Here is a 23,768-nt window from a genome sequence, read left to right on the forward strand (position 1 = left end):
TATTTCCTATCTGAATGATCTCTGCATAAGCCGCAAAACGGGGAGGACGCTTTGCTTATCGACACCCACCTGCACCTGATCAACAAGTCGAAACTGAACTATCCCTGGCTCTCCGGCGTCCCGGCACTCAATCAGGACTTCCTCTATAGCACCTATGCGACGGAAGCCCGCCGCTGCGGCATCGATGCGGCGCTGCATATGGAAGTCGACGTCTATCCCGGCGAAATCCAGCGGGAGACGGACGTCGTCCGGGAGCTTTCGCAAGGCGACGGCAATCTGATCCGCGGCGTCATCGCCTCCTGCCGCCCCGAGGAGGAAGGCTTTGCAGCCTATCTCGAGCGTCAGGCGGCCGATCCCTTCGTGAAGGGCTTCCGGCGCGTTCTGCACGTCGTTCCGGACGATCTCTCCGAAGGCGCCCTGTTTCGCGAAAACATCAAGCGCATGTCGGGCACCGGCCTGACCTTCGACCTCTGCGTTTTGCCGCATCAGATGACGCGGGCGATGGCGCTCGTCGATCTGGCGCCGGATGTACAATTCATCCTCGATCATTGCGGCGTTCCGGCGATCAGCAGCGGCGCGTACGACGCCTGGAACGATGGCATCCGTGACATGGCCAAGCGGCCGAACGTCATCTGCAAGGTCTCGGGCATCGTCGCCTATGCCGATGCCGGGACCTGGGACGTCGAGACGCTGCGGCCCTATGTCAAGCATGTCACGTCAAGCTTTGGCTGGGATCGCCTCGTCTGGGGCAGCGACTGGCCGGTCTGCACGCTGGGCGGCGGCCTTTCGACATGGGTCGCGACGACCCATGCGCTATTTTCAGCCAACAGCGAGAGCGAGCGGACGAAGGTCTTCTCGGGCAACGCCAGGAAGCTCTGGAATCTCGGCTAACCGGACGTGGCGCTCGCTGCCGGACACGGAACCGGGCGCCACGACGGCAGTGCTTCAGAAGCTCTCTGCAAAGAGCCTGTTCAGATCGGCAACGATCACCGCTGCGCTCTGCTTTGCCTTCAGGCCTTCATTCAGCCTGTCGGATCCCCGCTGCTGGAAGGCCATGTAGCCATCGTGCCGGGGCCGGACCCAGGCGCCCTCGAGGGTGGCGCGGGTACCGCGGTAGAAGTCGGCCGTCGCCGCGTTCGCAGCGTCGTCTTCCCATGCAGCGGCATGCCCGGCCTGACCGCCCGAGGTCGTATAGAGACTGCGCTGGATGTCGGCGCCGGAGATCCAGTAGGCGAAGTCGAGCGCCTGCTGCGGATGGCTTGAGAAGGCCGAAACCGCAATGCCGGTGCCGCCCAGCGCCGAGCCGACCGGACCGAGATTTCCGGCGACCGGAATGTCGGCGAACTTGATCAGGCTCTCGCGGAAACCGTCGATCGAATAATTGATGTAGCCGTAGATCAACGGCACGCAGGCAATCGGGCTATCGGCAAGCGCCATGCGCTCGAAGACCGCGATCGGATCCATCTCGAAACATTCGGGGTCGATGAGGTCAGCAATCTCCCGCATCATCTCGACGGTTTCGGCGCCAGCGGCCGGATCGATCAATTGACCGGCTTCCGTCCGGCACGGATGACCGCGATTGGCGGACAGCGTATAGAAGGTCATCAGCGTATGCGGCGGGCGGAGCGGCAGCAGCACCTGCCCTTTTCGGGCGAGATCAAGAACCTCCTGCCAGGTCGTGGCGGGCTTTTCGATCCGGTCCGGACGGTAGGCCTGCACCTGCGTTGCGGCATCGATCGGGAAGCCCCACTGGCGCCCGTCCCAGAGGTAGCTCGGATAGGAGGCGCCGACGCTGCCCTTCTTCAAGGCTTCGCGCTCGGCCTCGCGGCCGGGCACATCGAGTGGCAACAGGCACTTCTCGCCGGTGATCTGCCCGACATGCGGGTGATCGATGACGATCAGGTCATGGGCGCGCGCCAGTTCCTCGACCGGATAGGTCTCGAAGTCCTGCAGCGACCGCTTTTCCCAATGGATTGCAGTGCCCGTCTGCTCCTCGAACAGCCGCGAGCAGGCAACCATCGGGTCGTAACCACGCGGATGGTTCCAGGTCATTCCCTTCAGCGTGATCTTGCTCATAGCCCGAACTCCTCGCGGATGGCCGCACTGTGTTCGCCGATGCGCGGCGCGGCACGATGAAAGACCGGCCGGGCGCCATCGACGCGGAGCGGCGAGCGGGTGGTCAGAATGGAAACGTTGTCCTCGCGGGTCACCGTCTGCAGCATATCGAGCGACTTGAAGCCGTCGCTCTCCATCAGTTCGTTCCAGTTCAGCACCTTGGCGCACCAGATATCGGCGGGCTCCAGGATTGCCAGCCACTCGTCGATGGTCTTCGTGGCAATCCGCCTGGCGATCAGTTCCTTGATCAGGTCACGCTGCTGGAACCAGCTTGAGGGATCGTCGCGATAGGGATCGAGTTCCGGCATTTCCAGAAGATCGGCAAGCTTCGGGATCGGCGTCATGGCGATCGCCAGATAGCCGTCCGCAGCGGCGTAAACGCCGTAGGGAGCGGCGAGATAGGCATGGGCGCTTCGGAAATTCGACCGCTTCGGCAGCCGCTTGCCATCATTCAAATGCGTGGTCAGCACCTCGAACTGGAAGTCGACGAGCGCCTCGAGCAGGCTGGTCTCGACATGCGCCCCCTTGCCGTTGATCCCCCGGCGAACGAGGGCCGCAAGGATACCCTGGCAGGCAGCGGCACCGGCGAGCATATCGCCGATCGCCAGACCGAACGGCACCGGTCCTTGGTCCTCATCGCCATTCAGCCACATCACACCGGAGCGCGATTGCGCCAAAAGATCCTGGCCGGGGCGCTTCACCCAAGGACCTTCTTCGCCATAGCCGCTGATCGACGCATAGACGAGGCGCGGGTTGATCTCCTTGACCGCATCGTAGTGCAGCCCAAGCCGTTCGATGACACCCGGCCGGAAGTTCTGGATCAGCACATCGGCCTTCAGAAGCAGCGTGCGCAGCGCCTTCAGGTCGGCCTCGTTCTTCAGGTCGATCGCCAGGCTTTCCTTGGCGCGGTTGATGGCGTGGAAGATCGTCGAGTCACCGCCGATTTCGGTGTCGCTGAGATAGAGCCGGCGCGAGAGATCGCCGCCGTCGGGCCGCTCGATCTTGATGACCCGCGCACCGAGATCCATCAGGCGCAGCGAACAATAGGGGCCGGAGAGGAACTGGCTCATGTCGACGACGACAAGGCCGCTCAGGGGAAGATCGCTGGATTGCGTCATTGCATCTTACTTTTCTGTCTGGCCGGCAAAATCGGCCGGGTTCCTGTATTTCACCGTTTGCAGGTGCTCGCAGTAGAGCACCAGTTCGCCCTCGCCCTTGAAGACCTCGTAGCTCGCCCTGATCAGGCCGAGCTCCTTGTAGCGGGGGCGTTTGTCGAGGTTGGTGCGGATCGTGTAGATCGTGTCGCCGATAAAGACCGGCTTGATGAAGCGCAGCTTGTCGTAGCCGTAGGAAAAGGCGTTGACGCAGTTGGTGGCGACAAGCCCGAGCCCGGCCGAGAAGACGAAGGCACCGGCAACGAGCCGGCGCCCGAAGACGCCTTCCTTCTCCGCAAACATCTGATCCTGCACATAGGGATGGATGTCGGTCACCAGCACATTGAAGAGGTGGCTGTCGCTCTCGCCGATCGTGCGGCGCAACGAGCGGATCTTCTGGCCCTCCGGCCAGTCCTCATAGAACCAGTTTTCGGCATTCCAGACCGGCAGATCGGCATGCGCCTGCGGCATGTCGGACGGATGCGTGGACGAAATCCCGACTGTCGGCTCCTGGCCCACGATCATGCCTCCTCCCGGCGATGAGTTTTCTTATGTGAAGATCATTTTCACATATGAGTGATCTTTGCAAGTCCCGTAAGTTTGTGCCAAGACAGAAGGCGCGGCGTGAATGCCGCGAGAGCTGGGAGGCAGAGAGAGAGAATGAGAGCCGCAGATTCATCGACCGCGCCGCATCGATGTGTATAAAGGCGCTAGCGGCCTTGATATCTTCAGCCGCGCCGCGCCAAACTCCTAAAATAGAAGAGCGCGCTCCATCCATAATAGGATGCGCCGCCGATCAATCCCAAGCAAGCAGAGCCCTGCGACAACGAGATTCTGGTCCAAAAAACATGCGCCTTACGGATTGCCATAACTTCCACGACTTCCGCCGCCTCGCGAAGCGCCGCCTTCCCGGCCCGATCTTCAACTACATCGATGGCGCGGCTGACGACGAGGTGACCTACCGGCGCAACACATCCTCCTTCGAAAGCTGCGATCTGCTGCCGAGCGTTCTGCGCGGCGTCAGCAATGTCGATATGTCGGTCACGGTCATGGGCCAGCGGCTGGCGATGCCGGTCTATTGCTCGCCGACGGCGCTGCAGCGGCTGTTCCATCACGAGGGCGAGCGCGCAGTGGCGCGTGCTGCCGGCAAGTTCGGCACGATGTTCGGCGTCTCCTCGCTGGGCACGGTGAGCCTCGAGGAAGCGCGGCGGATCAGCGGCGCGCCGCAGGCCTATCAATTCTATTTCCACAAGGACCGTGGCCTCAACCGCGAGATGATGGCGCGCGCCAAGGAAGCAGGCGTCCAGGTGATGATGCTGACCGTCGACAGCATTACCGGCGGCAACCGCGAGCGCGACAAGCGTACCGGTTTTTCCATCCCCTTCCGACTGAACCTCGCGGGCATCGCGCAATTCGCCGTCAAACCGGGCTGGGCGCTCAACTTCTTCACGCATGAGAAGTTCAAGCTGCCGCAGCTCGACAGCCATGTCGACATGGGCAGCGGCACCATGTCGATCAGCCGCTATTTCACCGAGATGCTCGATCCCGCCATGAACTGGGACGATGTCGCCGAAATGGTGAAGACCTGGGGCGGCCAGTTCTGCCTCAAGGGCATCATGACCGTCGAGGACGCCAAGCGCGCCATCGATATCGGCTGCACCGGCATCGTGCTGTCGAACCACGGCGGCCGCCAGCTCGATGGCTCGCGCAGCGGCTTCGACCAGCTGGCCGAAATCGTCGATGCCGTCGGCGACAAGATCGACGTGATGATCGATGGCGGCGTGCAGCGCGGCACGCATGTGCTGAAGGCGCTATCGCTTGGCGCCAAGGCAGTTGGCCTCGGCCGCTACTACCTCTTCCCGCTCGCCGGTGCCGGCCAGGCCGGGGTGGAGCGGGCGCTGACGCTGATGCAGGCCGAGCTCGAGCGCGGCATGAAGCTGATGGGCTGCTCGTCGGTCGACCAGCTGACACGCGCGAACGTCCGTTTCCGCTAATCCGGCCGCTCCAGCCGTTCACGATTGAGAGAGCAAGCGTTGTGTGTGACGGCACGGCGCGGTAGCTTGCCATGTCTTTTGAAATGGAGGATTTTCAATGGATTATCGCAAGCTCGGCCCGAGCGGCACGATCGTGACCGCCTATTGCCTCGGGACCATGACATTCGGCGCGGAGTCGGATGAAGCCACTTCGCACAAGCTGCTCGACGACTATTTCGCCTGGGGCGGCAATTTCATCGATACCGCGGACGTCTATAGCGCCGGCGTCTCCGAAGAGATCACCGGACGCTGGCTGAAGGCCCGGCCTACGGAGGCCAAGCAGGCCGTGATCGCCACCAAGGGCCGCTTCCCGATGGGCGACGGCCCCAACGATATCGGCCTGTCGCGCAAGCATCTGCATGCTGCGCTCAACGCCTCGCTGAAACGCCTCGGCGTCGAGCATATCGATCTCTACCAGATGCATGCCTGGGACGCGCTGACGCCGATCGAGGAGACGCTGCGCTTCCTCGACGACGCCGTTTCGGCCGGCAAGATCGGCTATTACGGCTTCTCGAACTATGTCGGCTGGCACATTGCCAAGGCCTCCGAGATTGCCAAGGCGCAGGGCTATACGCGCCCGGTCACGCTGCAGCCGCAGTACAATCTGCTGATGCGCGATATCGAGCTCGAGATCGTCGCTGCCTGCCAGGACGCCGGCATGGGCCTGCTTCCCTGGTCGCCGCTCGGCGGCGGCTGGCTGACGGGCAAATACAAGCGCGACCAGATGCCGACGGGTGCCACCCGTCTCGGCGAAAATCCGAAGCGCGGCGGCGAGGCTTATGAGGCCCGCAATGCGCAGGAGCGCACCTGGGATATCATCGCCACCGTCGAGGAAATCGCCAGGGCACGCGGCGTCAGCATGGCGCAGGTGGCACTCGCCTGGGTCGCGGCGCGCCCGGCCGTCACCTCGGTCATTCTCGGCGCCCGCACCACCGAGCAGCTCGCCGACAATCTCGGCGCCGCCAAGCTGACGCTCTCGGACGAAGAGACGCAGCGGCTGACCGACATCAGCGCGCCGGCGCCCGGCCAATATCCCTACGGCGTCAACGGCACCAACCAGCGCCACCGCAAGATGGAAGGCGGACGCTGAAGCCCGGTTCACTGAAGATTGAGAGCGGCGTCAGAGCCTGACGCCGCTCGTTTCGTCGAAAAGATGAAGATGGGCCGGATCGACGGTGACACCGATGGTTTCGCCGGCATGCGCACCGCTGCGGCCCGTCTGGACGATCGTCAGCTCCGGCGTCGTTGCGGTCGCGACGAAGGTCGACGAGCCCGTCGATTCCACGAAGGCGACCGGCACGTCGAAGGTGCCTTGGCCCGGACCGGTAATCCCGAGATGTTCGGGCCGAAGTCCTGCCGTCACCTTGAGGCCCGGCTGCAGCTGGTGGCCGGAGGCGATTGTTTGCTTCACCGTTCCGAAATCCAGGATCAGGCTCCGTCCGTCTTCACCGACGACGGCCGGGACGAAATTCATCGCCGGTGAGCCGATGAAACCGCCGACGAACTTGTTAGCCGGCCTGTCATAGAGATCGAGCGGCTTGCCTTGCTGTTCGATGATGCCGTCGCGCATGACGACGACATGGTCGGCCATGGTCATGGCTTCGATCTGGTCGTGGGTGACGTAGACCGATGTCGCATGCAGCCGGTCGTGCAAGGCGCGGATTTCCTTGCGCATCGAGACGCGCAATGCAGCATCCAGATTGGAAAGCGGCTCGTCGAACAGGAAGGCCTTGGGATTGCGGATGATGGCGCGGCCCATGGCGACACGCTGGCGCTGGCCGCCCGACAGTTGACGCGGATAGCGATCCAGGAGACCGCTCAAGCCGGCGATCGTCGCCACTTCCTCAGCCTTGCGCTTCGCCTCGGGCTTCGGGACCTTCCGCATCCGCAGCGAATAAGTGAGGTTCTGCTCCACCGTCATATGCGGGTAGAGCGCGTAGGACTGGAACACCATGGCGATATCGCGCATGCGCGGCGGCACGTCGTTCATCACGTCGCCGGCGATCTTCATCGTGCCGCCGGTGATCCGTTCCAGCCCCGCGAGCGAGCGCAGCAACGTCGACTTTCCGCAGCCGGAAGGGCCGACCAGCGCCACGAATTGCCCCTTCGGGATCGTCAGATTGATATTCTTGAGGGCGTGGTAGGCGCCGTAATGCTTCTCGATTCCCGAGAGCTCGATCTGGATATCCTGGTTCATGCGCGGCGACCTGTGATTGGAACGAAGAGCGGATTTGTCATTGCCATCATTTAACGGCCCCCACCGCGATGCCGCGCGTCAGGGTGCGCTGGAAGATCAGGAAGAAGATCAATGTCGGCGCAATGCCCAGCAGGGCGGCGGCGGCCGTCGTCGTCGGCGTCTGCACGAATTGCCCGTTGAGCACGCCCATGGAGACCGAGACCGTCTGGTTGAAGTTCGAGACCAAGAGCACCAGCGGCAGCAGGAATTCGTTCCAGGTCCAGATAAAGAAGAAGGTCGCGAGCACGGCGAGCGTCGGCATCAGCATCGGCACGACGATGGTCCAGAGGATCTTCCACGGCGTCGCGCCGTCCATCTCGGCTGCCTCGATGATCTCGCGGGGAAAGGCGGTCATCACCGAGGAGAGAAGATAGGTGCCGAAGGCGCTCTGCAGCACCGAGAAGACGATGATGACGGACCAGATCGTGTCGAAAAGCCCGACGGCCTTCGAGAGATAATAGATCGGATAGACCAGCGATTCATGCGGGATCATGATGCCGACCAGCAGGATGGTCAGCATATACTTGCTGCCCTTCACCCGGCCGACCCCGAAGGCATAGGCATTGAGCAGGCTCAGCAGCACCGCGATGACGGCGGTCGATGCGCTGATGATTGTGCTGTTGATCAGCTTCTGCGTGAAATCGACATTGTTCCAGAAGGTCTTCAGCGCTGTCAGATCGAAGCTGCGCGGGAAAGCCAGCGGCCCCCAGGTGCCGTAGTCCTCAGGCGTCCTGATCGCGTTGGTGAAGGCCAGCACGAAGGGGCAGAGGAACAGGATGAGCGCGAAGGAGATGGCAGCCAGCACCCACCAGCGCGACGATCCGTACATGGATCCTGCCGATGTCACGTGTGCAGCCTTGCTGGAGGTATCGAGCGCGATCGCCGCTTCACTCATCGGTCATTCTCCGTATGGCGTGCCTGGATGCGGATGAAGATGAAGCAGATGACGAGGGTCATCAGCATCTGCGCCGTGGTGATGGCCGCACCATATCCGACGCGGTTGGTCGCGAAGAACTCGTGGTAGGACATCTGCGACGGCACCATCGTGGCGTTGTCGGGCCCGCCCGAAGTCAGCACGAAGATCGGCGCGAAGACCTTGAGCGCGGCAATGGTCGTCGTCAGGCCGACCACGAAGATCTCCGGCTTCAGAAGCGGAACGGTGATCGTCCAGAAGCGCGGCAGCCAGGCGGCGCCATCGAGCTCGGCGGCTTCCTGCAGCGAGGGATCGACGCGGGCGAGGCCCGACATGAAGACGACGAGGCAATAGCCGAGCTGCAGCCAGACCATGACGACCATGATCGCCCATAGCGCCAGCTGCGGTTCGCCGAGCCAGTTCTGCTTCAGGCTTCCGAGACCGGTGGCATCGAGCATGGCGTTGACGATGCCGAACGGGTTCAGCATCCAGCCCCAGAGGATACCCGCGGCCGAGACCGGCAGGATCTGCGGCAGATAGAAGCCCGCCCGGAAGAAGCTGGCGAGCGCATTGGAAAAGCGCGAGCTGATATAGTCGAAGAGCAGTGCCGCAAGCAGCACCCCGATCGCCGTCGGGATGATCGCCATGGCGAAGACGAAGGCGGCCGTGTTGACCAGCGAATGCCAGAACGTGTCATCCGTCAGCAGCCGCTCGTAATTGCGCAGACCGGCGAATTTCGGGATGCCGATGCCCTTCCACGTCGTGAAGCTGATCATCAGGTTCATGACGAAGGGGACGAGGATGATGGTGACGAAGCCAAGCATTCCGGGAATGAGGTAGAACCAATAGACCCTGCCCGGCTGTGCGTCCGAGGATGCGCCCGACATATTTCCTCCAGCGTCATTCGAGAATTGGCAGGGCGCCGCAGCGCCCTGCCGGTCGCGGCATATCTGTTACTGGTCGCCCTGGACTTCGTCGTAGGGCTCCTTCAGGCGCTCGGCGAATTCTTCGGGAGTGACCGAACCGCCGATGACCGCCTGCGTCGCCTTCAGCATGACGTCGTAATAGCCGGGGACCGGCCAGTCGGGATAGAAGCCGAGGCCGTTCTGCGCGACCAGCTTGTTGAAGAGCTCGACCTCGATCTTGCCGACGGGATCGGTGACCATGGCCGGATCGGCAGCGATAGGCAGACCGCCGGAATTGCCGAACAGGGCCTGGTTGTCCTTCGACAGCGTGATGTCGATGAAGTCGTAGGCGAGGTCCTTGTTCTTGGCGTTCTTCGGAACGACCCAGATGTTGCCGGTCGAAGCCGGCGAGATGACATTGCCCGGGAACAGGAACTGGCTGGCCTTGAAGTTCTTGATCGCGCCGAACTGGGCGCCATACCAGGTGCCGGTGACCACCATCGGCGACTTGCCGGTTTCGAACAGGTTCGCCATGTCAGGCGCCTTCAGGCCGGTCGAATCCTTGGAAATATAGCCCTTCTTGACCCATTCCTGCAGCTTCTGGCCGGCATAGACGAAGGGAGCCGAGTCGAGCGGCGCGCGGATCGCCTGGAAATCGTTGACCCACTTCGCATCCGCCTTCGACAGCGCGAAGAGATACATCAGGTGCTGTGCCGGATAATCGTTGGCAGCTTCGGCAATGGGGGTGATGCCCTTCTTGACGAAGACATCCATCACCTTTTCCATGTCTTCCAGCGTCTTCGGCACTTCGACGCCGGCTTCCTTGAACATGTTCTCGTTGTAGAAGACCGAGACGAATTCGCCGTAATTGGCAACGCCGATCAGCGGCCCGTTGCCATAGATGCCCTTCTCGTCATAGCGGCTCAGCTGGTTGCTGGCATCGGAGAGAACCTTGTCCCAGCCGCGCTGCTTGGCAACGTCGCCGAGATCGGTCAGCAGGCCCTGCGATGCGGCGAGACCGGCAACGGCATTGCCCTTGTTATATTCCATCAGATCCGGCGCTTCGGCCGAATTGAGGATCATGGTGCCGGACTTTGTGATCTGGTCGAAGGTCTTCAGTTCGAACTGAACTTTGACGTCGGGGTGCTTTTCCTGAAAGGTTTCGAGCGCCTTCTTCCAGGTGATGCCGGCGGCACTCGCCGCGTCTTCATACCACCAGATCTTGAAGGTCTTGTCCTCGGCGTGAGCGGTGCCTGATATCAGCATCGAGACGCCGAGAGCGAACGCAAGTCTTGATATCGCTTTCATACTTTCCTCCCAAAAAGCGGCTGTGCCGCGAAAGCTGTCACGTTAGCGTCGCGCCTGGCCTCCCCGCCGGCACGCCGCACGATAGGTCACTCAGCCGGGATCAGCAACAAAATCGCCGCCCCTTGCATGTTTCAGATGGTTCAGCGCATGGACCTGGCCGGTCATCTCCAGCGCGTCGCGATAAACAGGGTCGTGCCAGCCTTCGATATCGATCGAGCCCGACCAGCCGGCGAGACGAAGCTCGGAAATGATATCGGTCCAGTTGCTGTCGCCGAAGCCCGGCGTGCGCATGAAGACGAACTTTTCCTTGCCGAAGATGCCGTGTTCCCTGATGACATCCCAGCGGATCGTCGCGTCCTTGCCGTGAACGTGGAAGATCTTCGAGGCCCATTTGCGGATCTGCGGCAGCGGCTCGATGAGATAGACCATCTGGTGGCAGGGTTCCCATTCGAGGCCGATATTGTCATCTGGCGTCTCGTTGAAGATCAGCTCCCAGGCATCGGGATTGTGGGCGATGTTCCAGTCGCCGGTCGCCCAGTTGCCGTCCATGGCGCAGTTTTCGAAGGCGATCCTGACGCCCTTGTCGGCGGCGCGTTTGGCAAGTTCGCTCCAGATCTGCTTGTAGCGCGGCAGGCTGTCGGTCAGCACCTTGCCGCGGATGCGGCCGGTAAAGCCGGCTACGCAGGTGGCGCCGAAATGATGGGCGTTGTCGATGCAATCCTTCCAGCCCTGCAGCGTCTGCAGGTCGATCTCGGTTTCCTCCAGCGGATTGCCGAACATGCCCAGCGTCGAGATCGTGATGTCGCGGTCGCCGATCGCATCTTTGCAGCGCTTGCCGAGCTCGGCGATATCCTGGCCGTTGGTCGTCTGCCAGAAGAAGGGCTCGAAGCTTTCGAAACCCATGCCGGCGATCTGGCCGATGCGCTCGGCGGCGCCGCCACTCGAGGCGCTGATCATGGTGCCGATGCGGATGGACTTTGCGGGGTTGCTCACGTTCTCATTCCTTATGCTGAAATTTCGACGCGCTTGCCCGTCCTGGCGCTCTCGATGGCGCCGAAGACCATGGCAAGGCTTCTGATATTGTCGGAACTGGCCGTCTCCGGCCGCTGGCCCGAGCGGATCGCCTCGATGAAGCTGGCGATCACGCTGGCATGGCCGTGCGTCTCTTCGTCATGCTCGGGGCCTGGAACCTCTACGGACGTGAAGCCATGCAGCAGGCCGGGTTCGGCGCCGGAGGTGGCGGCGCTGAAATTCTCGGCGCCATCCCAGGTGAGCATCCCCTTCGAGCCGACGAGGCGCCATTCGCTTTCCCAGCTGGTGCGCTCGCCTTCGGCGCACCAGGAGCCGCGATAGGTGAAGACCACGTCGTCGGCAAACTCGAAGGTAGCGTTGGCCGAGGCGCCGTGGCGGTACCACGAACCCTTCGGATTCTTCTCGACGCAATAGACGGCAAGCGGCTTCTTGCCGGCGACGTAGCGGGCCGCGTCGAAGGTGTGGATCGCCATGTCGAGCAGCAGGACATTGTCCATCTCCTCGCGGAAGCCGCCGAAATGCGGGGCGATGAAGAAGTCGCAATGGATGCCGGTGAGATCGCCGATCGCTCCGCTCTCGACGAAACGGCGCATGCGGCGCACGCCCGAAATGAAGCGACGGTTCTGGATGATCGCGTGGACCTTGCCGGCCTCGGCGGCGAGATCGATCAGGGCAACCCCCTCTACCAGCGAAGTCGCCATGGGCTTTTCGCTGAGCACGTGGCAACCTGCCTTCAACGCTGCAGAGACGACGGCAAAGCGGGCCGCGGGAATGACGACGTCGAAGACGATATCGGCCCTGGTCTGCGCGATGACGTCGTTGAGATCTGTGCCGATCACGGCGTCGCCGAGACCGAACTCGGCGGCAAGCGCCTGCGCGACCTCGGGATTCAAATCCACGAGGCCCCTGATCGCGATCGCATCGGCCAGCGCCGGCGTTTCCTTGATCGCGCGCAGCCAGCCTTTGGACATAGCTCCGCACCCGCAGAGAACGGCATTCAGTTTCACTGATTTCCTCCCGTGGCGCGTCTTCAACCATCCTCCGAAAACGCATCCCGTAAACGTTTACGATAGTATTCAGAAACGTTTCCTGCTGTCAAGACAGGCTTAATTTAGAGAAAATGCTGCGGAAAACATGAGCATAAACGCGGCCTTAGCCGGCTTTGCATTGCGCTGCAGCACAAAAAAATCCGCCATGTCATCTGGCTGTTAAACAAACATTCTACTAAGCTCGGGATCGGATTGCACAGCCGTGCAATGGGAGGAGACACGATGAACCAGGACGCGTTTCTGGAACTGAATTCTGTTGCCTGCAGATATGGCAACACCAAGGTTCTGAACGATATCAACCTCAGCATCCAGCGCGGCGAATTCGTGGCGCTGCTCGGCTCTTCCGGCTGCGGAAAGACGACGCTGCTGCGCGTTCTGGCAGGCTTCATCGCCCCCTCCTCCGGCACCGTCTCGGTGCGCCAGCGCGACGTGACCTACATGCCGCCGGACAAGCGCGGCATGGCGCTAGTCTTCCAGTCCTATGCGCTGTGGCCGCACATGACGGTGGCGCAGAACATCGGCTACGGCCTGAAGCTCAAGGGTGTCGCCAAGGCAGCGATCGCCGAGCGGGTCAATGCCATGCAGAAACTTCTCGGTCTCGATGGACTCGGTGCGCGCAAACCGGCAGCGCTCTCCGGCGGCCAGCGCCAGCGTGTCGCCCTTGGGCGCGCGCTGGCGGTCGACCCCGAGATCCTGCTGCTCGATGAACCGCTCTCCAATCTCGACGCCCGCATCCGCCTGACGGTGCGCCACGAATTGCGCGCGCTGCAGAAGCGCCTCGGCATCACCGCCGTTCACGTCACGCACGATCGCGAAGAGGCGATGGTCATGGCCGACCGGATCGTCATCCTGAATGCCGGCGAGATCGCCCAGCAGGGAACGCCGGAAGATGTCTACAATCGTCCGGCCTCGGCCTTCGTCGCCGCCTTCATGGGCGCCGAGAACGTGCTCTTTCTGGAAGGCAGCCGGCAGGGCGACAGTTTCCATATCGCCGCGGGCCCTGCGAATGCCGCGGGCAGCGTAGCACTTCTCGGCCGTCAGCTGCAGTCCGGCGCGGTCGAAGCCCGTTTTCGCCCGGAAGCCGCGCAGCTCCTGCCGATGGATACGCCGATTGCCGCCCCTGGCATGACCTTCACCGGCGAAGTCACCGCCGTCAGCTATCCCGGCGGCCACTGGCGCCATTCTGTGCGGCTTGGCGATCGCGAGATCATGGCCGATGCGCCGCGCGCCTTCGAGCCCGGCGACCGCGTGCAGGTCCATGTCGGGCCTGACGCGCTTTTCCTCTTCAATTCGCCGGAGTCCAACCCGGCCATTTCCATTTCCCGGTCCGCGGCCGGGAAAGCCCACGCATGACTTTATTCCTTTGAACCCTGGAGAGCACTCATGAAAAGACTGACCTATGCAGCTTTCGCCGTCGCCCTCGCCGCCCTGCCCGTCAAGGCCGATGAGCTGACCGTCGCAACCGCCGGCGACCAGAACATGGTCGATTACATCAACCAGTATCTCGGACCGCTCTTTGAAAAGACCTATCCGGGCAACACTGTCCGTGCCGTCGGCACCGGTCCCGGCGATGCCGGCTCGCAGAAGATCCTCGAGCGCTTCGACGCCCAGCAGGCCGCCAACACCGCCAACTGGGATATCGACGTCGCCGTCGTCCACGAAAAGTTCGCCGGCCCAATGGTCCAGAAGGGCTATCTCGAAAAGTATCGCAGCGCGATCGACACCGGCAAGCTCGTCTCCCGCGACAACGCCAAGAACGCCCTCGGCTCCGACGTCGACGGCTATGTCATGCCGATGTTCAACAGCCAGACGGCGATCGCCTATAACCCGACGCTCGTTCCAAACCCGCCGAAGAGCTACACCGAGCTCGCTGCATGGGCCAAGGAACATCCGAAGCAGTTCGGTTATAACGGCATCAAGGGCGGCGCTTCCGGCGTCAGCTTCGTCATGGGCTGGATCTACGCCTTCGGCGGCGGCGATGCCAACAACCTGATGACCGGTCCGTTCAAGCAGGACGAAACCGCCAAGTGGGGCGATGCCTTCAAGAGCCTCGCCGACTTCACCAAGAACGCGACGCTGACGCCGGGCAATGCCGGCACGCTCGACCTCCTGTCGCGCGGCGAAATCGCCATGGGCCCGGTCTGGGTCGACATGTTCTACTCCTGGCAGGCCAACGGCCAGCTGCCGCCCGAGCTGAAACTCGTCCTGCCGGCTCCGGGCATGCCGGGCCAGCCGATGCACTATGTCGTTCCGGCCAAGGCATCGCATAAGGATCTCGCCGAGAAGTTCATCGCGCTCGCCACCAGCCCGGAAGTCCAGGCCGACGGCATCGTCAAGAAGTTCAATTGGTATCCGGGTATCGACGCGCAGTTCGTCAAGCCGAAGCTCGACGACGCCACCTGGAACAAGCTCTTCGTGGACATTACGCCTGAAGATCTCGCCACCAAGGGCAAGCCTTTCCCGATCGCCCAGTACAACACGGCGATCCTCGAGGCTTACGAGCAGTCGGTGAAGTAACGCACTGTCTTCTCCCCAGCGGGGAGAAGATGTCCGAAGGACAGATGAGGGGGGTGAGCGACGAAGGAGCGAACGGCCGGCGCAAGTAAGGCCGCTCCCCACCTTGTCACCCCCTCATCCGGCCCTCTGGGCCACCTTCTCCCCGAGGGGAGAAGGGAACAAGAAGCGAGGTTGAACGATGTCCAGACGCCTGCTCGGTCTCCTGCTCGTGCTCCCGGCACTGGCGGTGATCGCCTTCCTCTTCATCCTGCCGCTGGTCATGTCGGCGGTCGGCGCCTTCAGGATCGAAGGCGGCGGGTTCGGCTGGGACAATTTCTACAAGACCTTCGATCTCTACACGAAAGACATCGTCTTCTCGGTGGTGATCATCACCATTTCCACGATCCTCATCGGTCTCGCCTCGATCGCCATCGGCGGCTATCTGACGCTTGGCGAGCACCCGGTCGCGGTCGCGATCCTGCGCTGGCTCTATCGCTGGCCGATGTTCATTCCATTCATCGTCGTCGGCCAGATCCTGCGCACCTTCCTTGCCAAGAGCGGCCTGATGAACAGCACGCTGATCAGTCTCGGCCTTTTGACGCCGCTCGATGCGCAGAGTTATCTGGACTGGCGCGGCATCGTCATCGCCTTCGTCTGGAAGCAGACGCCCTTCGTGGCGCTGCTGGTCGCCGGCGCCATGGCATCCGTCAACCGCGACACGATCGAGGCCGCGCGCAATCTCGGCGCCTCGAAACTGCGCGTCCTCTTTGAAATCCTCGTGCCACAGGTGTCGGTGACGCTGACCGTCGGCCTTATCCTCTCCTTCGTGACGATGATGTCGGTCCTGTCTGTGCCGCTGATGATCAACGCCCAGTCGCCGACGATGCTGACGGCCGATATCGCCTTCCGCGTCAACGCCTATGGCGATTACGGCGTGGCCAATGCGCTCGGCCTCGTGTCGCTGGTGCTCGCTTCGTCGGTCGCCTGGATTTATCTGCGCCAGAGCCTGAAGGAGCGCGCATGAGCACCGCAACGCTATCCGCCACGCAATCACATCCGCTCTCGGCGCTCTGGTGGATCCCGCGCGCCATCATCTTCGGGCTGATGGCCTTCTTCATCTTCGGGCCGCTCGCCAATCTACTGCTCTGGACTGTCGCGGAGAAATGGTACTTCCCGCACAGCCTGCCGCTGCAATATGGCTTCAGCAGCTGGGCAAAGGTGTTCGCCCCGCGTGGCGGCGCGGTGGAGTCGCTCACCAATTCTCTGATCGTCGCGGTGCTGACCGTCGTCGTTTCGCTGCTGCTGGCGATCCCGGCAGGCTATGCGCTGGCGCGGCTGAAGCTGCCGTTCCGGGCGCTGATCCTGCTCGCCTTCCTCATTCCTCAGGCTTTTCCAAATCTCACCGTCTACGTGAACGTCGCCCGGATCTTCTACGAGATCCGCCTCAACGGCACGATCCTCGGCGTCGTCCTCGTGCATGCCTCGCATGGTCTCGTCTACGCGGTCTGGATCGCCACCGCCGCTTTCTCGGCGATCGACGAAGAACTGGAACAGGCGGCGCGCTCGGCCGGTGCCAGCGCCATGCGCGCCTTCATGGACATCACGCTGCCGCTCGCCGCACCCGGGCTGATGGCGAGCGCCATCTTCGTGTTTCTCGAGAGCCTCGACGAATTTACCGGCAGCTATTTTGTGGGCGCTCCTGACGTAAACATGCTGCCGCTTCTGCTGTATACTGCAGGTTCGGGCGGCAATTATCAGATCGCGTCGATCACTGCCCTCTTGCTGCTCATTCCATCCTTGGTTTTTATGCTTATCGTTGAGCGATTCCTGAAGGCAGACGTCCTATCGCGTGTGGGGCACTGAGAGATTGCCATGAACGACGGCCCAACCAACGACCTCAAGAACCAGCGCAAGGAGCGGATGCGCTTCGTCAGCGCCGAGCAGGTGGCGCAGCTTGCTGGTGTCTCGCGCTCGGCGGTGTCACGCACTTTCACGCCCGGCGCCAGCGTTGCCCCTGCCACCCGCGAGCGGGTGCTGAAGGCGGCCGAAGAGCTCGGCTACCACGTCAACGACCTTGCCCGCGGCGTCCTCGCCAACCAGAGCCGTCTGGTCGGCATCGTCGCGACGCGGCCGGAAGTGGGCTTCCGCGCCCATCTGGCGGCCGCGCTTTCCAAGGCGCTGATCCAGCGCGGCAGCATCCCGATCCTGATCAATACCGGCCAGACCGAAGAGGAAATGCTGGCCGCCCAGAAGATGCTGATCGGCCACCGCGCCGAGGCGACGATCATCCTCTCCGGCTCGCCGCCGGCGAATTTCTTCGAGCTTGCGCATCGCAACGGCCAGCCGCTCGTCGTCATCGGCCGCTCCGAGCCGGATGCCGACCATGTCCGTGCCGGCAATTCAGAGGCATCGCGCAAGGCGGCCAACGCCTTTTTCGAGAAGGGTCGCCGCAAGCTTGCCGTCGCCACCTCCTTCTCGGCGACATCGAGCATTGCCGAGCGCGAGACGGCCTTCAAGACCGCAGCCGAGGCGCTCGGCGCCAGCGTCGCGATCGGTCGCGGCAAGGATTCCGACTATGACAGCGGCATTGCCGCCGCAAAGCAGCTTTTCGCCAGCGCCGCCGATTATCCGGATGCCGTCTATTGCGCCAACGACCAGATCGCTTTCGGCCTGATGGACCATGTCCGCACCACGCTCGGCCTCAGCGTTCCCGATGATGTCGCCGTCATCGGTTTCGACGACGTGCCGGAGGCCGCCTGGCTGAGCTACAGGCTCACCACCTTCCGCCAGGACCCGATCGTCATGGCGCAGCGCGCCGTCGAACTGGTGGAAAAGCGCCTCGCCAATCCCGATCTGCCCCCCGCCTATGAACGGGTCATCCCCGAGTTTGTCGTGCGCGACAGCTTCGTGCCCTGATCCAGAAAGATACCGATGCCCTGCGAATTTCCCGACGATCCGCGCTTCGTGCTGGCGCGCGAGGTGATCCTTGAAGCTGCGGAAAGGGCACTCGCCTATTTCCGCGACCTCTCCTCTCTGGAAACCAGCCAGAAGCTGAATGGCCAGGACGTGGTCAGCGAGGCCGACAAATCGGTCGAGGCATTGATCCGCGAAAGGATCGCCGCCGCCTTCCCCGATGATGGCGTGCTCGGCGAAGAAGAGGGTCTCAGCGAAGGTCCTTCCGGCTATCTCTGGGTGGTCGATCCGATCGACGGCACCAGCTGCTTCCTGCACGGCATCGACCAGTGGTGCATCTCGATTGCCGTGATGCGCGGCAGCGAGACGGTGCTCGGGCTGATCTGCCAGCCCTCGACCGGCGATCTCTTCGTTGCCAGGCAGGGTGCCGGGGCACAGCTCAACGGCCGCCCTATGGAGGCCAGCCGCACCAGCCGCATCTCGACGGGGCTGCTCGGCGTCGGCGCCAATTTCCGCATTCCGCTGCGCCAGGTCTCTGCCTTCGTCCAGTTGCTGCTCGAAGCCGGCGGCATGTTCATCCGCAATGGCTCCGGTGCCCTGATGCTGGCGCAGGTCGCCTGCGGGCGCCTTGCCGGCTACTATGAGCCGCATATCAACGCCTGGGATTGCGCCGCGGGCCTGCTGATGATCCGCGAAGCCGGCGGCTGGACCGCCGATTTCCCCGGCGAAGGCGGGACATTGCTGACCGGCGGCCCGGTCATCGCCGCTGCCCCGCAGATGCGGGATGAATTGCTGGCGCTCGTCGAGCGCTCCCTCGAAGACGCGGAAGGCTAGTAATGAAGCTCATCCACATTTCCGATTTCCACCTCGTTCCGGCTGGCGGCACCCTGCTCGGCCTCGATCCGGCCGCGCGCATGGATGCCTGCCTCGCCGACGTCGAAGCCCATCATGCGGATGCCGATCTCGTCGTCGTGTCGGGCGACCTCTCGGAAACCGGCGGCGAGGATACCTACCGGATCCTCGAAGAACGCGTTTCCCGGTCGAAGCTGCCGATCCGGCTGATGCTCGGCAATCACGATATCCGCGAAAACTTCGCCACCGTCTTTCCCGGCCAGATGGCGAAGAACGGTTTCGCACAAGCGGCGATCGATCTGCCCGAGGGACGGGTGATCACGCTGGACACGCTGGACGACGGCAAGGTGACCGGCAGGCTCTGCGACAGCAGGCTCGCCTGGCTGAAGGAGAAACTCGAGGAGGCGAAGGACCGCCCGGTCTATCTCTTCATGCACCACCCGGCAGACAAGGTGCATCTACCGGCCCTCGACGTCTTCGGCCTTCTCGATCCCGAGCCGCTCTTTGCACTGCTGAAGGCGCATGGCGATGTCAGGCATATCTTCGCCGGGCATCTGCACCGGCTCGTGACGGGGAACTGGCAGGGCATTCCCTTCACCATCCTGCGCAGCACCAATCACCAGACGGCATTGGACTTCGTTTCGCCGACCACCACCAACTGCTTCGAACCGCCGATGTACTCGATCATTCTCGCCGATCGCGGCAGCCTTATCGTCCACATTCACCAGTTCGCCCATTGAGAGCGGCTCCGCTTTCCGAAAACGTTTTCCTATGGCAAGAAGAAGCCTCACGTTTTCGATCGCGGAGGAAGATCGGCTGACATGAAGGGCATCCGGCAGCTTGCCAAACATCTCGATATCTCGATCGGGACCGTCTCGCGCGCGCTGAACGGCAAGCCCGATGTCAACGAGGAGACCCGCAAGCGGGTCCTCGCCGCCGCCGAGGAACTCGGCTACGTCGCCAACCAGTCCGGCCGCAGCCTGCGCCAGGGAACGACCAACGTCATCGGCCTGATGATCGAATCCAGCAAGGAGACGGTCGAAAACAGCGACAACTTCTTCCTTGGCCTGACCGGCGGCCTGCAGAGCGTGCTTGCCCGCCATAAGCTCGACCTCGTCATGCTGCCCTGCCCGAATGACGAGGACCCGCACGAATACCTGAAACGCATGGTGGCGCGGCGCGTCGTCGACGCGATGATCATCTCGGCGACGCAGCGGATCGACAAGCGCATCGACCTGCTGGTCAAGGCCAAGATTCCCTTCGTGACGCTGGGGCGCAGCTCCTCTGGCGAGAACTATCCTTGGATCGACCTGGACTTCGAGGGCGTGGCGGCATCCGCCGTCGACCGGCTGGTGGCCAAGGGCCATCGCACCATCGCCATCGCCGCCCCCTCCAACGATATCAATCTCGGCTATATCTTCGTCGATTCCTATCGCCAGGCGCTGGAGCGGCACGGGATAAAGTATGATCCGAAGCTGGTGATCCGGGTCAAATCCAGCGAACAGGGCGGCTATCAGGCAGGCCACGAACTGCTGCTGCTCGACGGCAAGCCGACGGCGATCATCCTGATCTACGAACTGATGGCGATCGGCCTCTACCGCCGCCTTGTCGAGGCCGGCGTCATGCCCGGGCGCGACCTTGCCATCATCGGTTTCCGCGAGGAACCGCGAGGCCGCTTCCTGCAGCCGTCGCTTACCTGCTTCCGCATGTCGCTGCGCGATCTCGGCATCGAGCTCGCCGAGACCCTGCTGGCGACCATGCCCGCCTATGCCGAGACCTACCCGCGCGGCGCCCGCAACACGATCTGGCCGCTGGAGCTGGTGCCCGGCGAGAGCGACGCCTTCACGCTCACGTCCTGAGCGCGCCGTCCGTATGGGCGTGATCCCTGCGGGCGATCAACTGCGTCACCACGAAGACCAGCAGGGCACCGGCCGCCAGGCAGACGGCCAGGAAGATCATCGGCGCGATCGTGCTGCCTGTCGCATCCTTGATCCAGGGCACGACATTCTGCGCCACGAAGCCACCGAGATTGCCGACCGAATTGATGGCAGCGAGACCCGCAGCCGCACCGGCACCTTTGAGGAAGCGCGAGGGCAGGCTCCAGAATACCGGCTGCGGCGCGAAAATGCCGGCAGCGGCAATGCAGAGGAAGGCGAACTGCAGCGTGTTGTTGGGGATGAGCGCCGAGAGCAGCAGGCAGGCCGCCCCGATGAAGGCCGGGATGACGATATAGGGTGTCTTCGACGCCGCCTTGTCGGCCATGGCGGGCACGGCATAGAGCGCGATCGCCACGAGGATCCAGGGGATGATGTTGAGGAAACCGTTGACGGTATTGGTGACGCCGAAACCCTGGACGATGGTCGGCAGCCAATAGCTGAGACCATAGGCCGCCAGCGGAAAGGCCACATAGCAAAGCGCCATCAGAAGCACCCGCGGGTCGACGAGCGCCTTGAACCCGTTCTCGGCATTCTTGTCCATCCCGGCATTTTCGCTCTCCAGCCGGTTATGCAGCCAGCTGCGCTCGTCGGTGGAGAGGAACGAGGCCTTGTCGGGATTGTCAGGCAGATAGAAGAAGGTGACGATACCGGCGAGAACCGCCGGAACCCCAGTCGCCAGGAACACCCATTCCCAGCCCGCATAGCCATAGAGGCCATCGAGATCGAGCAGCATGCCGCCGAGCGGCGCGCCGACGGCATTGGCAAGCGCACTGAAGATCATGAAGAGGCCGACCATGCGGCCGCGATAATCGGCCGGGAACCATAGTGTCAGCAGGTAGAGGACGCCAGGAAAGAACCCCGCTTCGCAGACGCCGAGCAGGAAGCGCAGGATGTAGAACATCGTCGCATTCTGCGTATAGGCGAGCGCGATCGTGACGATGCCCCAGGACACCAGGATGCGCGCGAACCAGATGCGCGCGCCGAGGCGATTGAGAAACAGGTTGCTTGGAACCTCGAAGAGAAAATAGCCGATGAAGAACAGCGAGGCCCCAAGGCCATAGGCATATTCGCTCATCCCGAGATCACCGACCATCTGCAGCTTGGCGAAGCTGACATTCTGCCGGTCGATGTAAGCGATGAGATAGAGGATGCCGAGGAAAGGCATCAGCCGCCAGGTGATCTTGGAAATCAGTTCCCGTTCGCTGACCATACTATGTCTCCAAATGCTATGTCTCAGCAGATACTTATGGCCCGGCCGGGGATTATCAATCGGGCGTTGAGCAAATGGAGGGCGATAGGGGGAATTGCTTAAAGGCGTCAACGAACTCACAGGCCCACGCGCCTTCAGCGGCGGGAGATAGCCGGACGGTCACTTGAAGCGGCCGCCCGCGGCTATGTCAGCTCACGCAAACACCATCATCTGCGGCGGAACGGCCGCGAGCATGCCGGCGCGGCGCGCGACGGCGTATTTGAGGGACTGCTCGACGACGGCGGGCATGACGGGCTTGCTGACGACGCCGAGGGCGCCCTTGACGCCGTCGGCGACGGTTTCGGGGTTGCCGGTCATGAAGACCACGGTGATGCCGTGCTCTTCTGCAAGGCGGCGGCCGATCTCGGGGCCGGTTGCGCCATCGGACAGGTTGACATCGACGAAGGCAACATCGGCAAGCGGCGCAAGCTGCAGCGCCTGCTCCTTGTTGGTCGCGAGGCCCGCGACTTCCATACCCATGTTTTCGACCGTCGCTTCCAGATCGAGCGCGATCAGGAACTCGTCTTCTACAATCAATACTCTCTGGTTCATAACGTTATCCCGCAGCCATTTACGCACAACATTGATGGCCATGACGCCCTCTTCCGTTAACCCAAGCACGCGAAAGAACTTCGTTTCGAAGGGTTGTGGCCCGCGAAACTTGACGAGATAACGAGGTGGAAAAGGATATGTTCCGGGCCGGGACGTATTTTTTTGAACTTAACCCATTGTTAACGTTGATAAAACACTAACATCGCTTAAGCCTTTGAAATAAAAGGCGGCTCGAGCGGCCGCCTCTATGCTTATTCACAGGCCGGCGTTACTCAGCCCTTGGCCTTCAGCACCAGAACGGGATCTTCCCTGTATGCTGCCGGGAAGACCTGCTTCAGATTTTCGATCTTCGGCAGATCGTTATAGACGATATAGGGATAGGTCGGGTTCAGCGTCAGGAAATCCTGGTGATAGCGCTCGGCCGGGTAGAAGCCGTTGAACTCCGAAACCTTGGTGACGATCAGGTGCGGGAAGACCTTCGCCTGATTGAGCTGCGAGATATAGCTCTCGGCGACCTTGCGCTGTTCCGGGCTCTCGACGAAAAGCGCCGAGCGGTATTGCGTACCGCGATCCGGCCCCTGGAAATTCAGCTGCGTCGGGTTGTGCGCCACGGAGAAAAAGATTTGCAGCAGCTGGCCGTAGCTGACCTGCTTGGGATCGAAGGTGACCTCGACGGATTCGGCATGGCCGGTCGAGCCGGTGCTGACGGTCTCATAGTCGGCCGTCGCCTTGTCGCCGCCGGAATAGCCCGAGACCGCGCTCTTCACGCCCTTCACATGCTGGAAGACACCCTGCACACCCCAGAAGCAGCCGCCGGCAAAGACCGCCTTCTCGGTGGCGGGTGCGGCCGTCTCGTCGACGGTCGGTTTTGGAATGACGACGGCATCTTCCGCGGCGATTGCCGAGCCACAGGCAAAGAGCGAAATGGCCGCCAGTGCGGCGAGCCTTCCTGTCGAAAATACGCTCATGAGAACACCTCCACGAATGGGCTGTTCCCATCGTGTCGAAAGCTGCAAAAAGGCGC

The 23,768-nt window shown here is 62.4% G+C and carries 23 protein-coding genes; 11 read left to right on the plus strand and 12 right to left on the minus strand.

The window, feature by feature from the left end; genetic code table 11:
- Positions 1-51: 51 nt before the first annotated feature.
- The gene (locus ACODR6_RS03405; protein ID WP_489020757.1) at positions 52-891 is read left to right on the plus strand and encodes an amidohydrolase family protein; all 840 of its coding nucleotides are present in this window, start codon (positions 52-54) and stop codon (positions 889-891) included.
- 54 nt (positions 892-945) lie between these two features.
- On the opposite strand, the gene ACODR6_RS03410 is transcribed toward ACODR6_RS03405, so the two are convergent.
- The 3 genes from ACODR6_RS03410 to ACODR6_RS03420 are packed head-to-tail and all read right to left on the minus strand — an operon-like array spanning position 946 to position 3,794.
- The gene (locus ACODR6_RS03410; protein ID WP_489020759.1) at positions 946-2,076 is read right to left on the minus strand and encodes an extracellular solute-binding protein; all 1,131 of its coding nucleotides are present in this window, start codon (positions 2,074-2,076) and stop codon (positions 946-948) included.
- Positions 2,073-3,233: a CaiB/BaiF CoA transferase family protein gene (locus ACODR6_RS03415; RefSeq protein WP_489020761.1), complete on the minus strand. Its 1,161-nt coding sequence runs from the start codon at positions 3,231-3,233 to the stop codon at positions 2,073-2,075. Before ACODR6_RS03415 ends, ACODR6_RS03410 begins: the two co-directional genes overlap by 4 nt.
- A gap of 6 nt (positions 3,234-3,239) precedes the next feature.
- On the minus strand, positions 3,240-3,794 hold the full coding sequence (locus tag ACODR6_RS03420) for a MaoC family dehydratase (RefSeq protein WP_112712434.1): 555 nt from the start codon (positions 3,792-3,794) through the stop codon (positions 3,240-3,242).
- A gap of 323 nt (positions 3,795-4,117) precedes the next feature.
- On the opposite strand from ACODR6_RS03420, the gene ACODR6_RS03425 reads away from it, so the two are divergent.
- Together ACODR6_RS03425 and ACODR6_RS03430 are read left to right on the plus strand one after the other, a co-directional pair.
- Complete coding sequence (locus ACODR6_RS03425; RefSeq protein ID WP_489020764.1) at positions 4,118-5,263, plus strand: alpha-hydroxy acid oxidase; 1,146 nt, start codon at positions 4,118-4,120, stop codon at positions 5,261-5,263.
- Positions 5,264-5,360: 97 nt separating this feature from the next.
- Complete coding sequence (locus ACODR6_RS03430; protein ID WP_489020766.1) at positions 5,361-6,392, plus strand: aldo/keto reductase; 1,032 nt, start codon at positions 5,361-5,363, stop codon at positions 6,390-6,392.
- Positions 6,393-6,422: 30 nt separating this feature from the next.
- On the opposite strand, the gene ACODR6_RS03435 is transcribed toward ACODR6_RS03430, so the two are convergent.
- The 6 genes from ACODR6_RS03435 to ACODR6_RS03460 form a co-directional block, all read right to left on the minus strand.
- Entirely contained in the window at positions 6,423-7,499 is a 1,077-nt protein-coding gene (locus ACODR6_RS03435) for an ABC transporter ATP-binding protein (RefSeq protein ID WP_489020768.1), read from the minus strand.
- 46 nt (positions 7,500-7,545) lie between these two features.
- Entirely contained in the window at positions 7,546-8,433 is an 888-nt protein-coding gene (locus ACODR6_RS03440; protein ID WP_489020770.1) for a carbohydrate ABC transporter permease, read from the minus strand.
- Positions 8,430-9,338, minus strand: coding sequence for a carbohydrate ABC transporter permease (locus ACODR6_RS03445; RefSeq protein ID WP_112712442.1), 909 nt, complete (start codon positions 9,336-9,338; stop codon positions 8,430-8,432). The genes ACODR6_RS03440 and ACODR6_RS03445 overlap by 4 nt, the downstream gene beginning before the upstream one ends.
- A 66-nt stretch (positions 9,339-9,404) precedes the next feature.
- Positions 9,405-10,664: an extracellular solute-binding protein gene (locus tag ACODR6_RS03450; protein WP_112712444.1), complete on the minus strand. Its 1,260-nt coding sequence runs from the start codon at positions 10,662-10,664 to the stop codon at positions 9,405-9,407.
- 90 nt (positions 10,665-10,754) lie between these two features.
- Positions 10,755-11,657 (minus strand): sugar phosphate isomerase/epimerase family protein, encoded by a 903-nt coding sequence (locus tag ACODR6_RS03455; RefSeq protein ID WP_489020773.1) that lies wholly within the window; start codon positions 11,655-11,657, stop codon positions 10,755-10,757.
- An 11-nt stretch (positions 11,658-11,668) separates the two neighbouring features.
- A complete protein-coding gene (locus ACODR6_RS03460; protein ID WP_489020775.1) occupies positions 11,669-12,703 on the minus strand; it encodes a Gfo/Idh/MocA family protein in 1,035 nt (344 codons plus the stop codon).
- A gap of 264 nt (positions 12,704-12,967) precedes the next feature.
- Here ACODR6_RS03460 and ACODR6_RS03465 point away from each other — a divergent pair, with 264 nt between their 5' ends.
- The 8 genes from ACODR6_RS03465 (at position 12,968) to ACODR6_RS03500 (ending at position 20,865) form a co-directional block, all read left to right on the plus strand.
- Positions 12,968-14,098 (plus strand): ABC transporter ATP-binding protein, encoded by a 1,131-nt coding sequence (locus ACODR6_RS03465; protein WP_413711888.1) that lies wholly within the window; start codon positions 12,968-12,970, stop codon positions 14,096-14,098.
- Between the two features lie 30 nt (positions 14,099-14,128).
- A complete protein-coding gene (locus tag ACODR6_RS03470; RefSeq protein WP_203431123.1) occupies positions 14,129-15,262 on the plus strand; it encodes an ABC transporter substrate-binding protein in 1,134 nt (377 codons plus the stop codon).
- A gap of 178 nt (positions 15,263-15,440) precedes the next feature.
- A complete protein-coding gene (locus ACODR6_RS03475; RefSeq protein ID WP_112712454.1) occupies positions 15,441-16,265 on the plus strand; it encodes an ABC transporter permease in 825 nt (274 codons plus the stop codon).
- 80 nt (positions 16,266-16,345) lie between these two features.
- Positions 16,346-17,104: an ABC transporter permease gene (locus tag ACODR6_RS03480; protein ID WP_449097662.1), complete on the plus strand. Its 759-nt coding sequence runs from the start codon at positions 16,346-16,348 to the stop codon at positions 17,102-17,104.
- A gap of 9 nt (positions 17,105-17,113) precedes the next feature.
- Positions 17,114-18,157, plus strand: coding sequence for a LacI family DNA-binding transcriptional regulator (locus ACODR6_RS03485; protein WP_199625472.1), 1,044 nt, complete (start codon positions 17,114-17,116; stop codon positions 18,155-18,157).
- Between the two features lie 15 nt (positions 18,158-18,172).
- Positions 18,173-18,988 (plus strand): inositol monophosphatase family protein, encoded by an 816-nt coding sequence (locus tag ACODR6_RS03490; protein ID WP_489020778.1) that lies wholly within the window; start codon positions 18,173-18,175, stop codon positions 18,986-18,988.
- A 2-nt stretch (positions 18,989-18,990) separates the two neighbouring features.
- Entirely contained in the window at positions 18,991-19,746 is a 756-nt protein-coding gene (locus ACODR6_RS03495; protein ID WP_489020780.1) for a phosphodiesterase, read from the plus strand.
- Between the two features lie 81 nt (positions 19,747-19,827).
- Positions 19,828-20,865, plus strand: a complete 1,038-nt coding sequence (locus ACODR6_RS03500) for a LacI family DNA-binding transcriptional regulator (RefSeq protein WP_112712462.1) — start codon at positions 19,828-19,830, stop codon at positions 20,863-20,865.
- On the opposite strand, the gene ACODR6_RS03505 is transcribed toward ACODR6_RS03500, so the two are convergent.
- The 3 genes from ACODR6_RS03505 to msrA form a co-directional block, all read right to left on the minus strand.
- Positions 20,855-22,153, minus strand: a complete 1,299-nt coding sequence (locus ACODR6_RS03505; RefSeq protein ID WP_489020783.1) for an MFS transporter — start codon at positions 22,151-22,153, stop codon at positions 20,855-20,857. The two genes, ACODR6_RS03500 and ACODR6_RS03505, sit on opposite strands and share 11 nt — an antisense overlap.
- Positions 22,154-22,345: 192 nt before the next feature.
- The gene (locus tag ACODR6_RS03510) at positions 22,346-22,786 is read right to left on the minus strand and encodes a response regulator (RefSeq protein ID WP_112712516.1); all 441 of its coding nucleotides are present in this window, start codon (positions 22,784-22,786) and stop codon (positions 22,346-22,348) included.
- A gap of 230 nt (positions 22,787-23,016) precedes the next feature.
- Positions 23,017-23,712: a peptide-methionine (S)-S-oxide reductase MsrA gene (msrA, locus tag ACODR6_RS03515; RefSeq protein WP_413711913.1), complete on the minus strand. Its 696-nt coding sequence runs from the start codon at positions 23,710-23,712 to the stop codon at positions 23,017-23,019.
- Between the last annotated feature and the right edge of the window lie 56 nt (positions 23,713-23,768).

It is taken from the genome of Rhizobium sp. FG96, from assembly GCF_057808655.1.

Bases quoted from the DNA above. Each gene is read 5' to 3' on its own strand.
- ACODR6_RS03410 (WP_489020759.1), bottom strand. From the start codon at position 2,076: ATGAGCAAGATCACGCTGAAGGGAATGACCTGGAACCATCCGCGTGGT.
- ACODR6_RS03415 (WP_489020761.1), bottom strand. From the start codon at position 3,233: ATGACGCAATCCAGCGATCTTCCCCTGAGCGGCCTTGTCGTCGTCGAC.
- ACODR6_RS03420 (WP_112712434.1), bottom strand. From the start codon at position 3,794: ATGATCGTGGGCCAGGAGCCGACAGTCGGGATTTCGTCCACGCATCCG.
- ACODR6_RS03425 (WP_489020764.1), top strand. From the start codon at position 4,118: ATGCGCCTTACGGATTGCCATAACTTCCACGACTTCCGCCGCCTCGCG.
- ACODR6_RS03430 (WP_489020766.1), top strand. From the start codon at position 5,361: ATGGATTATCGCAAGCTCGGCCCGAGCGGCACGATCGTGACCGCCTAT.
- ACODR6_RS03435 (WP_489020768.1), bottom strand. From the start codon at position 7,499: ATGAACCAGGATATCCAGATCGAGCTCTCGGGAATCGAGAAGCATTAC.
- ACODR6_RS03440 (WP_489020770.1), bottom strand. From the start codon at position 8,433: ATGAGTGAAGCGGCGATCGCGCTCGATACCTCCAGCAAGGCTGCACAC.
- ACODR6_RS03445 (WP_112712442.1), bottom strand. From the start codon at position 9,338: ATGTCGGGCGCATCCTCGGACGCACAGCCGGGCAGGGTCTATTGGTTC.
- ACODR6_RS03450 (WP_112712444.1), bottom strand. From the start codon at position 10,664: ATGAAAGCGATATCAAGACTTGCGTTCGCTCTCGGCGTCTCGATGCTG.
- ACODR6_RS03465 (WP_413711888.1), top strand. From the start codon at position 12,968: ATGAACCAGGACGCGTTTCTGGAACTGAATTCTGTTGCCTGCAGATAT.
- ACODR6_RS03470 (WP_203431123.1), top strand. From the start codon at position 14,129: ATGAAAAGACTGACCTATGCAGCTTTCGCCGTCGCCCTCGCCGCCCTG.
- ACODR6_RS03475 (WP_112712454.1), top strand. From the start codon at position 15,441: ATGTCCAGACGCCTGCTCGGTCTCCTGCTCGTGCTCCCGGCACTGGCG.
- ACODR6_RS03480 (WP_449097662.1), top strand. From the start codon at position 16,346: ATGGCCTTCTTCATCTTCGGGCCGCTCGCCAATCTACTGCTCTGGACT.
- ACODR6_RS03485 (WP_199625472.1), top strand. From the start codon at position 17,114: ATGAACGACGGCCCAACCAACGACCTCAAGAACCAGCGCAAGGAGCGG.
- ACODR6_RS03490 (WP_489020778.1), top strand. From the start codon at position 18,173: ATGCCCTGCGAATTTCCCGACGATCCGCGCTTCGTGCTGGCGCGCGAG.
- ACODR6_RS03495 (WP_489020780.1), top strand. From the start codon at position 18,991: ATGAAGCTCATCCACATTTCCGATTTCCACCTCGTTCCGGCTGGCGGC.
- ACODR6_RS03500 (WP_112712462.1), top strand. From the start codon at position 19,828: ATGAAGGGCATCCGGCAGCTTGCCAAACATCTCGATATCTCGATCGGG.
- ACODR6_RS03505 (WP_489020783.1), bottom strand. From the start codon at position 22,153: ATGGTCAGCGAACGGGAACTGATTTCCAAGATCACCTGGCGGCTGATG.
- ACODR6_RS03510 (WP_112712516.1), bottom strand. From the start codon at position 22,786: ATGGCCATCAATGTTGTGCGTAAATGGCTGCGGGATAACGTTATGAAC.
- msrA (WP_413711913.1), bottom strand. From the start codon at position 23,712: ATGAGCGTATTTTCGACAGGAAGGCTCGCCGCACTGGCGGCCATTTCG.